Source organism: Exiguobacterium sp. s181, assembly GCF_018617125.1.
Classification (GTDB): Bacteria; Bacillota; Bacilli; order Exiguobacteriales; family Exiguobacteriaceae; genus Exiguobacterium; species Exiguobacterium profundum.
In genome coordinates this window covers 30,448-42,258 of record NZ_JACSJM010000004.1, presented here as the reverse complement: position 1 = coordinate 42,258, position 11,811 = coordinate 30,448, and the positions used below count along the sequence as shown (strand labels likewise).

Genomic DNA, 11,811 nt, shown 5'->3' with positions numbered 1-11,811 from the left:
CATTTTGTCGAATGGATCACTCCCACGATGACGTGAGGAGTCGGAGGCCGTTCAAAATAACCAAAATGGTTGAGCCTTCATGTCCTACAACCGCGAACGGCATGATGAGTAACTCAAAGATGTTCGTTGTAATCAAGACAAGAATCACACCGAGTGCAAAAACGACGTTCTGTAAGACGATTCGATTTAATTTGCGCGATTGACGAATGGCGTCACTCAATCGGACGAGGTCGTTTTTCATTAAGACGACATCTGCCGTTTCAAGTGCGGCATCCGTACCTTCGCCCATGGCAATCCCCACGTCGGCGGTCGCAAGGGCGGGGGCATCATTGATTCCGTCGCCAATCATCCCGATTGTTCCATATTCCTCTCGTAACACCTTGATTTGCGAAACCTTCTCTTCAGGCAAGCATTCGGCGATATAGCGTGTCAACCCAGCTTCGTTCGCAATAGCGCGAGCGGTTGCCTCGTTGTCTCCGGTAATCATGATGGTCGCAATCCCTAAGTCGTTCAGTCGCTTGATTGCTACCTTTGCCTCGGGTCGTAGCGTGTCACGTAAGGCGTAAGCACCGATTGTACGTGTCTCGTCACTGATGAAGACGAGTGTATGACCGGCCTCTTTCAATCGTTCGACATCATTCTTAAAGAAATCACCGCTTCGGTCAGCGAACTTCTGTTTTCCTACCCGATACGTCGTCCCGTCAATCGTTGCTTCAATTCCGGAGCCTGTGATGTCTTTGAAGTGTGTCATTTCCCCGCTATGTTTTCCGGTGTAGGAAACGAGCGCTTCAGCAAGTGGATGCATCGAATGCTCTTCAATCAAACTGACAATTCGGTTGACGTCCTCTTCATGTAATGAAGGGGAGATGAGCGCTTCTTGCACAATCGGTTTCCCAATTGTGAGTGTCCCGGTCTTGTCAAAGGCGATTGCTTTTAGACGTCCCATGTTCTCGATATGAGCACCGCCTTTAAAGAGAATCCCGTGTTTTGCAGAAGAGGCGATGGCAGCCAGCGCGGCCGGTGTGATGGCGGCGACGAGTGCGCAAGGGGAGGCGCCAACGAGAAGGATCATGCCGCGATAGATGCTCGTTTCAAGAGACCACGACGTGACGAACGGTCCGAGAATGATGATGGCCGCAACAGAGAAGAGCACGATTTGAACATAACGTCCTTCATATCGATCGATGAACTGTGCAGACGGTGATTTCTCTTCTTGTGCTTGTTGGACCATTTGAATGATCTTTTGGAACAGTGTTTCCGTCGCAAGTTTTGTCACTTCGATCGTCAATACCCCGTTCAAGTTGACACTCGATCCGAACACGTCATCACCGACTTGACGATCGACAGGGACGGATTCGCCTGTGATGGCGGCTTCTTCTACGGATGCGTTGCCTTTTACAATTTTTCCATCGACCGGAATGCGTTCACCAGGACGTACATAAATCCGATCTCCGACACGAAGGTCGTCGATATGAACAACTTCGAGTTCATCAGTGTCTGTTAGACGAGTCGCCTGTTCCGGCTGTAATTCCATTAACGATTCGAGGGCACGTTCATTTTTGTTCATCGTATACGTCTCGAGTGCCCCGGATAAAGCAAAGATGAAGATGAGGATTGCCCCTTCCATCCAGTACCCAATCGAAGCGGCACCGATGGCGGCGACAATCATGAGAAGCTCTACATTCAGCGATTTCGTCTCAATCGTATCCGAAATCCCTTCTTTCGCTTTTGCGTATCCTCCGATGAAGAAGGCGGATAAGTAAAGTGTGACATGAATCCAAGGCGCTCCGCCTTGTGTTTCGGCGATATAAGCGAGTACAATCAATACACCGCTAATGAGCGCCATGATCAATTCAATATGTTCGTACCAGCTAGCCCGTTTGAAAACGTGGCTTTTTTCGTGCGTGACCGATTGGACATTCATCGATAATCCCTTCTTTCTAATTGAGAATAAATCTCGATTAAATGATAATGACTGATGATGATTATCATCTTCAATTGGCTTAAAATAAAGAATTTATAGAAGTTTAATCTGAATCCTTTATTTATAATGATTGTTATCTAGATTTATCTTAACACGCTTATCAGTGACTCACAAATAAAAAGATTAAGGAGTTTTTGTGTCATGCAAAATATATTTGAACGCCCTTGGACGGTGGCGTTATTGGCGATTTTCAATACGTTGTTATGGGGGAGTGCGTTCCCATTCATCAAGTTGAGTTATGAGAAACTTGATATCCAATCGAATGAGTATGGGCAACAACTATTGTTCGCTGGCGAGCGCTTTTTACTCGCAGGGATTCTATTGCTCATCATCAGTCAGACCGTTTTGAAACGGTCTGTCCGATTCACCCGTGAAAAGGTAAAGGCGTATGCGCATCTCGGTTTGTTTTTGACGTTTCTACAATACTTGTTCTTCTATATCGGACTGTCCATTTCGACCGGGGTCCAGGGATCAATCATTGCTGGTTCTACATCGTTTTTCCAAATGGCCCTCGCTCATTTCCGATATGAAGACGACAAATTGAATCGATTGAAGGGGTTTGCTTTAACGTTTGGTTTTTCTGGAATCGTCATCGCGAACTGGCCGGCGACCGGATCTGAAGTTGGTTTTGGGTTAGGAGAGATTTTACTCATCTTGGCGATGGTATCCGGAGCGTTCGGGAACTTGATAGCGAAGGACTACTCGAAGACGTATGATGTTGCCCCGATGACGGCTTGGGCGATGGTGATCGGTTCAGTTGGGTTACTGCTGATTGGCTATCTATTAGACCCGAATGGTGTTTCCATGCCGTACACCGGACAGACGATTGCGTTCCTGTTTTACTTGGCGATGTTGTCAGCGATCGGATTTACATTGTGGAACACATTGATGAAATACAATCCGGTCAGTCGAATTTCACTCTATATCTTTTTAGTTCCCTTATTTGGTGTCATGTTGTCAGGGATTTTACTCGGTGAAACGATTCCGTGGAATGCGGTGGTCGGACTCGGATTCGTTATTGTCGGCATTTATTTATCTACGTATTTTCAAGGTCGCCGTACAAAAAAAACGGATGTCATTTGAAATAGAGACAGAGTTGACGGAATTGAAATCCCGTGACAAAATATATTAAAAATTCTGAATTTTAAAGTTCGAAAATCGGTCTTCGTTTGTAAAGACTTGCGTGCGCAATCATTCAAAGGGAGGAGGAGAAACAATGACTAGAAATCGAATCGTTCGAAACATTCTCATCTCACGTCAGCCGAAAGATGAGTACGTCAAGTACGTGATGAAGTGCGTGAGTCAAAGTTTAAAAGAACGTCACGGTCTAGTGGCGACCCGCGCCACAAGACAAGGTGATGATATTCAGACGAGATGGCAGTTCGATGACCGTGTCGTAGAAGTGACGCTAAAATCCGATGTACTCGCTTCGCTAGACACTGAACCATTCGCGCTAGACGAAGTGTTCATCCGAGCTTTGCAGTTAAACGATGATGAAATGGAACGAGTAGTGGAATAAAACAGAGGCAGGTGGTTCATGGGAACCATCTGCCTCTGTTTATAAGTCGATTGGTTTAGCGGTTGACGTGAAGAGTCGTAGCGCTAGAATACCGAGAATGACGGCATACATAAAGAAATAGACCTCTTTCGGTAAAGACAACCAGAAGGCACCGATCATCGGACCTGAGATCGAGCCGATGCTGAATGAAATACTGTAGAGCATGTTTCCCGTCGGCAGTAACGAACGGGGAAGCACCTCTGTCATATGCGCCAAACCGAGTGAATAAGTCGATCCTAGCCCGGCGCCGGCAAGTGCGAATAGGAAGAGTAGACCGACATAGGAATCGACAACAAGATTCGCCAAAGTGAATACGAGGGTACCAAACGTCAGCACGATTTGTAAGATCCGCTTCTTACCGTACAAGTCTGCGAGGCGACCAAGAGGAAGCTGAACGACAATCGACATGACGATGAACGTCGTGATGAGTGTGCTCGTTTCCGTCAAACTCATCCCATTCCGAGACGTAAAAATGGGAAAGTTGGCATTTAAGCTCGCTTCGAGAAACCCATATGTAAAGGCAGGGAGAAGCGTGTATCCCGCACCGACAAGAATCAGTCGAATTCGTCCTTTCGAGTCGGTCTTCACTTTTTCGACCTCCGGAAACTCGTTCTCGACTTTAAAGACGAGCATCAACGAAGCGAGACAGAAGAAGACGATGATGAGGAACGGTAACCAAAACCATAGGTCGACGAGTGGTGCGATCAATGGACCGATGGCAAAACCGAGACTGAAAGACATTCCATAATACGCCATCGCTCGACCGAGACTGCTCTTTTCACTTGCTGAGGTCACCCATACTTGTGACCCGTAGTGTAGAGCCGAGTCGCCGAATCCGATGAAGAAGCGCATCATCGCCCAAACGAGTAAGGACGGCCAAATCGGTAAAGCGAAGGTCGCGACAGCCGTCAATACGATACCGAGGACGATGGTCGGTCGGAATCCATATTTACGGACGAATCGCTCCAGGAGAGGCGCAGAGACGATCACACCGACGTAAAGCATCGTCGCGTTCAGTCCGTTCACCCAGGCCGGGGCCCCATCCCGTTCAATCAACGTGGATAAGAGTGGGATGAGCGCACCTTGAATCAAACCGGAAATAAAGACAATCAATAGTAAAATCATAAAACGAAAACGGAGCATAGGTTCACCTCATGAAGTCAAAGTAAAAAGCCGAGAAGGGTCTCAGCTTTTCGTGTCGTCAATCGGTTGTGGAGAGTGATTCAAATGCAGCAATTCATCATCCCAACTGCCTTGACTAAACATTTCATCATGCTCTACTTTGTCTGAAACGAATGCGGCTGTCAATAAGATGCTCAGTACTCCGCCAAAAATAATGATGGCCATCACGGTAATCATGAGGATATAAATCGCAGTCATCTACACGCACCTCGATTCATTTAATATACAGAACATTTCCCGAATCAAAATATTTAAAACGATGTAGCTTTACGAGATTGGAAATCGACCGTCGGATAATAGGCTTGTTTAACGAGTGCGTTCGGCCCGAGACACTTCACGGCAGGGCAGTGACAAGAGAGTGTAGCGTTCAATTGGCTGTTCGTCCACTTATCATACGCCTCTTGGAATGGTGTGTCATAGACGGTGCCGAGTGAACCGAGTTCATCACCGAAATCGGTCACGATGATCTGTCCGTCAAAGATATTCGTATTGAGACGAGAACGTCCATCTGGGTCGTTTCGAACGGTCACGTTTTTTGTTTCATGAAGTCGCTTCAACAGAGCACGGTCTTCAGGTAGGTCAGAACATGCATAGAATGGTAACGTCCCGAACAACATCCATACGTTCTCGTCACGGGCATCGAGTAAGTCATGGATGGCTTGTCGCGTATCAGCGAGCGATGCTGATTCGAGGGCGCTAGCGAAGTCTGCGGGGTACATTGGGTGAACCTCATGTCTTTGGCAACCAAGTGAGACAATTTCTTCATGGATTTCTTTCAAATGAGGAATCGTCCGCTTGTTGATCATCGTCTCCGCGGATACAATGATTCCTTCAGATGTGAGAGCACGTGCGTTGTCTTTCATCGTCTGGAGCATTTTCAATCGGGCCTCTTCACTCGGTTTCCGGTCCATCATCGCGAATCCGCCTTCAAGGAAATCGTCATCGGTGCCCCAGTTATGCGAAATGTGCAAAACGTCCAAGTAAGGGGTAATAAGATGATAGCGAGATAACGGTAGCGTCAAATTCGAGTTGATTTGCGTACGGGCCCCACGTTCTTTCGCATAACGTAACAATGGAACGACATAGTTGCGGACCGATTTCATGGACAGCATCGGTTCACCGCCTGTGATGGAGAAGGCACGCAAATGTTCGATCTCATCCAGTCGTTGAATCAATAGGTCGAGCGGAACTTCTGGTTCTTCCGTTTGGTCGAGCATATAACCGACCGCACAATGTTCGCAGCGCATGTTACACAGCTTCGTTGTGGTTACTTCGACGTTGGATAAGACGAGTCGACCGTGTTCGACTTGGTCGAGATAGGCTTCCCAAGGGTCGAAAGTTGGGGAGATGTTTTGCATGTGGATTCCACCTTTTCATCAAGTTACACGAAATAGTATGCTATAATAGCAACTCTTTGTCACGAACCAAAGGAGCGATTACAAGATGGGTAAATCACGAACAGATACTGCCGGAAAGATGAACGTCCTAAAATCGAGAACGGAATTACTCTGTCTATCGGTCAATACGCTAGACGAGCATACGACACCTGAAGATTTACATCGCCTGTTAGCCGACATTGATTCGTTGCGCGCTAAAGTAGTGCGTTACGCCAAAGACCTAGAACAATCGTCTCGAAAGGATGAATCAGATTGAAATTAATTACAGGAGATTTTAAAGATGTCACGGTCGAACGACTTGGCATTAATGGAGAAGGCATTGCGACACTTAATCGCATGGTCATCTTCATTCCGAACTTATTGCCGGGAGAACGAGCCAAAGTCGAAATCACGCGTGTGGAAAAAAACTATGCGGAAGCGCGTGTCGTCAAACGAGATAACGACTCGAAAGACCGCGTCAAAGCACCTTGTCCGATTTACGATGAGTGCGGGGGCTGCCAAATCCAACATATGAGTTCACGTCTGCAGATGGAGTATAAGGAAGAAATCGTTCGAAACGCCTTCCGTCAAAAGACGAAACTAAACGTGGACAAATCGGATATCCGTCCAACAATCGGAATGGAAGATCCATGGTATTACCGGAACAAGTCACAATTCCCACTCGGCACGCGTCGCGGTGAGATCGTATCAGGTCTCTACAAACCGAACTCGAACCATCTCGTGCCGATCGAGCACTGTATGGTCCAACAACGGGATACGACGAACATCAACAATGCGATTGTCCGTATTTTAAACGAACTTGATATTCCCGTCTACGATGCACGTCGCGACACGGGGTACGCGCGTACAATCGTCGTCCGTTCGGGGTATAACACGAACGATGTTCAAGTCGTTTTGGTCGTCGGACATGAAGATGTCCCTGATTTAGATGAATTGAGCGACCGCATCATGGAATTGCCGAATGTTGTGTCGTTCCATATCAATATCAATGCAAACCGTTCGGGTGTTATTTTCGGTTATCGGACAGTTCACATCGCCGGTCAGGAGAAAATGGATGAACAATTAGACGACGTGCATTATCACTTATCACCACGCGCATTCTTCCAGTTGAATCCGGCACAGACAGAAAAAATGTACCGTGAAGTGGTCGAGGCCGCAGGATTGACAGGTGAAGAACGTGTGATCGATGCGTATGCAGGAGTAGGGTCGATCGGACTTTGGTTAGCCCCATATGCGAAAGAAATCCGTGGAATGGAAGTCGTGCCGGAAGCGGTCGAAGATGCCAATGACCATATGCGTGAAAATGGCTATAACCATGTCACATACGTCGAAGGGCGTGCCGAGCATTGGATTCCACGTTGGGTAAAAGATGGATGGATCCCAGACGTCATCGTAGTCGACCCGCCACGCACAGGGATGGACCATCAATTGATCAATTCCATCATCTCTTCTAAAACGAAGCGAATCGTTTACGTGTCATGTAACCCGCAGACGCTCGCACGTGACGCCGACCAGTTGATGAAAGCGGGATACAAAGTGAATTACGTACAGCCGTATGATATGTTCCCACAGACATCTCATGTCGAGTCGGTCGTCGTATTCGAGAAAAAGAAAAAGAAAAAATATTGACGAGACCGTGAAAAGGCTTGTCACGTAAGCGTTTTCACGATATAGTTCAGATGTCAGACTTCTTTTCAAATATAGAAGTGGAGGAACATCCTATGATCTCACAAGAACGCGTACAAGAACTCGTCCATAAAGCCATCGAAGCGCGCAAACGCGCCTATACACCGTATTCAAAGTTTAAAGTAGGAGCTGTCGTCATCGATACATCAGGAAATGAAATTACCGGGTGTAACGTGGAGAACGCCTCGTACGGACTATCGATGTGTGCCGAACGCACAGCCATTTTTAAAGCCGTGTCAGAAGGTAGTGACGCGATTGAAACGGTCGTCGTCGTCGGTGACACAGAAGGCCCGATTTCACCATGCGGTGCGTGCCGCCAAGTGATCGCTGAATTCGCTGGTGAAGACTTCACGTTGATTCTTGCAAACTTGAACGGTGATACGAAAGTGATGACGAAAGAAGAGATGTTGCCTTACGGATTTTCACCGAAGGATTTAACATAACAAGCTGCGGACAAACGTCCGCAGCTTGTTTATTTGTCTTTATATTTCTTTTCACTCACTGACTCATCTTTCGAGTGACGTTTATTCTTTTCATCCTTCACTCGTTCGTTCAATTCCTCGACAGGAATCGGGTCGACGGTTTGCATGCCGTCCTCGTCAAAAATACTCTCTTTATCCGTGTCTACCGCGTCTGGATTATCAAACGGACGTTTCGAGGTAGGTCGTTTCTTTTCCATTCAATCGCCTCCTTCCATTAGCCATTCCACTCGTAGAAATGTTGTAAACGTTTTCGATAATGGTTTTGAGATTATAAAATGGTGGAATGAAGAGTGCATAGTGAAGGAGGGGTTAGGATGGATCGGAAAGTGTTGATGGGGATTGTCTTAGGTGTTGCCGGTGCGGCGCTCGTTGCACCAAAAGTGGCGGCGCTGCTTTCGCAACGTGAGGAAGAAGATACGTGGCAGAAGATGGATGAGCGGGAAAGTGTCGATGCGGATCAGGATGAGGCGGAGCAAGGGCTCACGCAACTCGATTCGAGTCACCGTGCCGAATGGCAGGCGAACGGTTTTCCGCAGACGCATGCCGAACGTGAACGACTCGAGCAAGAGTCAACCGAACAATATAAAGGGAAAGACATATGAAAAGGCAGCCATCGCGGCTGCCTATTTACATATCAAATTCATCGTCAGGTAGAAGCGGCAGACCGACAGTGACAGTCGTTCCTTGTCCGACTTCAGAGCTGAAATGAAGAGACCCTTCATGACGCTCGATAATGTGCTTCGCAATGGCCAAACCGAGGCCGGTTCCGCCATCTTTTCGTGTCCGTGATTTATTGACACGATAGAAGCGTTCCGTCAATTTGTCTAAATCTTCTTTCGGGATGCCTCGACCTTCGTCACGTATTTCCGTAATTGCATATTCGGTTTCGGCGAACGTTTTCACATGAATCGTCTTGCCAGCGTCCGTATATCGGAGCGCGTTGTCGAGAAGATTGCCGATGACTTGTTCGAGTCGGTCATGGTCACCGAGGATGATCAAGTCGAAGTCTAAATCCGATTCGATTGTCACGCCTTTTGCCCGGGCAATCGGTTCAAGACGATAGAGAACGTCTTCAAGCACTTGCGAGTAAACGACCGGTTCTTTCGTCATCGGGTATGAGTCCCGCTCTAGCTGGGCGAGATCGAGTAAGTCCGTGACAAGGCGCTGAAGCCGGTTCGTCTCGTTCTCGATGATGTCGTAATATTGCGCCCTCGTTTTTTCGTCCAACGTTTCATCTTGAAGCATCTCGGTATAACCGCGGATGTAGGAGAGTGGCGTGCGAAGTTCGTGACTGACGTTAGCTAGAAACTCTTTACGCTGCTCTTCAACAAGTCCGAGCGATTCCGCCATCGAGTTGAGCGTGTCTGCGAGTTCACCGATTTCATCGTCGTAGACGATCGGGATGCGGTGGGAGAAATCACCTTGCGCATAGACTTGAGAGGCACGCTTCATCTGAATGAGTGGTTGGATGATCGTGTCGATGATCTGTTTACCGAATAGGAGCAAGTTCACGATCATGAGGACGAGTAAAAACGTGATCATGAGCCGAATCGGTTGGAACGGTTCACTGATTTTACTGAGCTCCATATACAAAATGAGTGCATTGTCGAGTTCATCGTCGCGGATGAGAGGAAATGCGGTCATCAAAATGTCGACGTCCTCGGTCGGATGTTTCCGGGTCACCGAGATGGCATAACCGTCCTGCAACCGTTCGAGGTCTTGCTGCCTTAAAAAAGTTTTACCGGAGCCGAGGGTGTCCTCTCGAACGGAGGAGAGGAACACTTTCGTCTCGGTCAATTCGTTCGTGTACGTCATACTATCGGCGAACGCGTCCGAGAAACCGTCGGCCTTATAGATGGTGACAAGTTTCTCACCGCGATTGATGAGCAGTTCTTCTTGCGTTTGAATATAGAACTTGTCGTACAGATAAAACGTCATGATGAGAAACACGAACGCTGAGAAGAGGCTGGCTGTCCAGATGGTAATCCAAATCCGCTTCCTGATCGTGTATCGTTTCATCCGTTTGCCTCGAATTTGTAGCCAATTCCCCAGACTGTATGAATATAACCGCCCGCCTCGCCGAGTTTCAGGCGAAGCGTCTTAATGTGAGTATCGACCGTGCGAAGGTTACCATGATACTCGGTCCCCCAAATTTGATCGAGCAATTGTTCACGAGAGAATACTTTCTCGTCGTTCGTGATGAACAGATAGAGCAAATCAAACTCTTTTCGTGTCAAGTTGACGGTCTTCCCTTTCACACTGACGGTACGTCCTTCGATATCGATTGAGAGGACCCCGACATCAAACGTCGCTTCTTGTTCTTTTGAGAAGCTGTGCGTGCGACGGAGCGTCGCTTCGATTCGTGCGAGTAATTCGCGTGGGCTAAACGGTTTCGTGATGTAATCGTCTGCCCCGATTTTGAGGCCGTGAATGCGGTCGAGCTCTTCTGAGCGTGCCGTCAACAGGATGATGGGTACGTTTGAGAACTCACGGATGCGCATGCAAGCCGTCAATCCGTCGAGTTCCGGCATCATCACATCAAGTAAGACGAGATGGATCGTCTCTTCTTTCAAGCGTTCAATCGCTTCAAGGCCGTTTGAGGCGGTGACCGTCTCATACCCTTCTTTTTCTAAATTTGATACAAGTAAATCGCGCATTTGTTCTTCGTCGTCGGTCACGAGGATACGAAACATTGATTCTGACATATGCCATTCTCCTTTGCAAAACGGTTAACGGGAGTTGTGATAAATCCCTCATACTTCTATCATACCTATCTCTTCGAATTAGAACAGATTTATTCGGCTCCGACAAGTTCCCTCCATCAAATCCACACAAAAACGCCACAAAAAAGCCAATTCTTTGACAGAATTGGCTCATGCTTCGAGTTGTGCCTCGTATGGCACTTCGTATTCCGGGACGTGCAGGGCATGCAAGTACAATTGGAAGCTCGACTTGGATACCTCGTATAAAACATACTCCACGTCACCTTGGTTGATCTCCGCGAGCAGTTCAGAGCGGATCTCGTTCGCGCAAAACGCGTACGGGAGCTTCTTTGCTGCCGCAATCGATCGTTCATTCGATTTACGGATTTTTAAAAATACGCTCTCAATATCAAGCTCGAAGAACAGTTCTGAGAAGAACGCCTCTTTCGCCACTTGATTATAACCTTTGCCGTGATACGGCTTGCCAAGCCACGTGCCGAGGAATCCATAGCCGGATTCGACATCGAACAAGCTGATCGTCCCAATCGGGGTGCCATACTCGTTCGTGATGGTACGTGAGATGATATTTCCTTGCTCTTCTAGCTCGATGATTTGCTTCGTGCTAAATAAAAACTCGTCAAAATGGACCGTCTTTTGACGGACATACGGAAAGACATCTGGGTGTTGCATCAGTTCGAACAACTCCGCGCAGTCGGTGAGCTCACGAAATTTGAGCACCTTTACATTCCTCCTCCTATTTCAGACCGCTGAAGAATAGTCGTAACGAAAGCATACTTCTGGCTTCGCTGTTCGAACCGCC

The 11,811-nt window shown here is 47.6% G+C and carries 14 protein-coding genes; 6 read left to right on the top strand and 8 right to left on the bottom strand.

The genetic code is table 11. The features are described from left to right. Positions 1-16: 16 nt before the first annotated feature. A complete protein-coding gene (locus KNO70_RS13160) occupies positions 17-1,924 on the bottom strand; it encodes a heavy metal translocating P-type ATPase (protein WP_214685588.1) in 1,908 nt (635 codons plus the stop codon). Between the two features lie 201 nt (positions 1,925-2,125). Between KNO70_RS13160 and KNO70_RS13155 the strand changes: the two genes are divergently transcribed. After that, positions 2,126-3,067, top strand: coding sequence for a DMT family transporter (locus tag KNO70_RS13155; protein WP_214685589.1), 942 nt, complete (start codon positions 2,126-2,128; stop codon positions 3,065-3,067). 133 nt (positions 3,068-3,200) lie between these two features. Next, complete coding sequence (locus KNO70_RS13150; RefSeq protein ID WP_214685590.1) at positions 3,201-3,503, top strand: hypothetical protein; 303 nt, start codon at positions 3,201-3,203, stop codon at positions 3,501-3,503. A gap of 39 nt (positions 3,504-3,542) precedes the next feature. On the opposite strand, the gene KNO70_RS13145 is transcribed toward KNO70_RS13150, so the two are convergent. Genes KNO70_RS13145 through yfkAB form a run of 3 tightly spaced genes read right to left on the bottom strand, consistent with a single transcriptional unit; the run spans position 3,543 to position 6,082 of the window. Beyond that, a complete protein-coding gene (locus tag KNO70_RS13145; protein WP_078146369.1) occupies positions 3,543-4,685 on the bottom strand; it encodes an MFS transporter in 1,143 nt (380 codons plus the stop codon). Positions 4,686-4,727: 42 nt separating this feature from the next. Next, complete coding sequence (locus KNO70_RS13140) at positions 4,728-4,922, bottom strand: hypothetical protein (RefSeq protein ID WP_015880865.1); 195 nt, start codon at positions 4,920-4,922, stop codon at positions 4,728-4,730. Positions 4,923-4,975: 53 nt separating this feature from the next. After that, on the bottom strand, positions 4,976-6,082 hold the full coding sequence (gene yfkAB, locus KNO70_RS13135) for a radical SAM/CxCxxxxC motif protein YfkAB (protein ID WP_214685591.1): 1,107 nt from the start codon (positions 6,080-6,082) through the stop codon (positions 4,976-4,978). Positions 6,083-6,167: 85 nt separating this feature from the next. Here yfkAB and KNO70_RS13130 point away from each other — a divergent pair, with 85 nt between their 5' ends. The 3 genes from KNO70_RS13130 to KNO70_RS13120 all read left to right on the top strand — a co-directional run bounded on the left by KNO70_RS13130 (position 6,168) and on the right by KNO70_RS13120 (position 8,250). Further along, a complete protein-coding gene (locus KNO70_RS13130) occupies positions 6,168-6,377 on the top strand; it encodes a hypothetical protein (protein WP_015880867.1) in 210 nt (69 codons plus the stop codon). Continuing rightward, entirely contained in the window at positions 6,374-7,750 is a 1,377-nt protein-coding gene (gene rlmD / locus KNO70_RS13125; RefSeq protein ID WP_074037716.1) for a 23S rRNA (uracil(1939)-C(5))-methyltransferase RlmD, read from the top strand. The genes KNO70_RS13130 and rlmD overlap by 4 nt, the downstream gene beginning before the upstream one ends. Before the next feature lie 92 nt (positions 7,751-7,842). Continuing rightward, positions 7,843-8,250, top strand: a complete 408-nt coding sequence (locus KNO70_RS13120; RefSeq protein WP_078146373.1) for a cytidine deaminase — start codon at positions 7,843-7,845, stop codon at positions 8,248-8,250. A gap of 29 nt (positions 8,251-8,279) precedes the next feature. Here KNO70_RS13120 and KNO70_RS13115 read toward each other — a convergent pair whose 3' ends face one another. After that, a complete protein-coding gene (locus KNO70_RS13115) occupies positions 8,280-8,486 on the bottom strand; it encodes a hypothetical protein (RefSeq protein ID WP_078146374.1) in 207 nt (68 codons plus the stop codon). Positions 8,487-8,603: 117 nt separating this feature from the next. On the opposite strand from KNO70_RS13115, the gene KNO70_RS13110 reads away from it, so the two are divergent. Next, a complete protein-coding gene (locus tag KNO70_RS13110; RefSeq protein ID WP_015880871.1) occupies positions 8,604-8,891 on the top strand; it encodes a hypothetical protein in 288 nt (95 codons plus the stop codon). A gap of 25 nt (positions 8,892-8,916) precedes the next feature. Here the strand turns inward: KNO70_RS13110 and KNO70_RS13105 are convergent, their stop codons facing one another. From KNO70_RS13105 to KNO70_RS13095, 3 genes are all read right to left on the bottom strand, one after another. Beyond that, positions 8,917-10,308: a sensor histidine kinase gene (locus tag KNO70_RS13105; RefSeq protein ID WP_015880872.1), complete on the bottom strand. Its 1,392-nt coding sequence runs from the start codon at positions 10,306-10,308 to the stop codon at positions 8,917-8,919. After that, positions 10,305-10,994: a response regulator transcription factor gene (locus KNO70_RS13100; protein ID WP_214689235.1), complete on the bottom strand. Its 690-nt coding sequence runs from the start codon at positions 10,992-10,994 to the stop codon at positions 10,305-10,307. The genes KNO70_RS13105 and KNO70_RS13100 overlap by 4 nt, the downstream gene beginning before the upstream one ends. Positions 10,995-11,162: 168 nt before the next feature. Beyond that, positions 11,163-11,729: a GNAT family N-acetyltransferase gene (locus KNO70_RS13095; RefSeq protein ID WP_078146377.1), complete on the bottom strand. Its 567-nt coding sequence runs from the start codon at positions 11,727-11,729 to the stop codon at positions 11,163-11,165. Between the last annotated feature and the right edge of the window lie 82 nt (positions 11,730-11,811).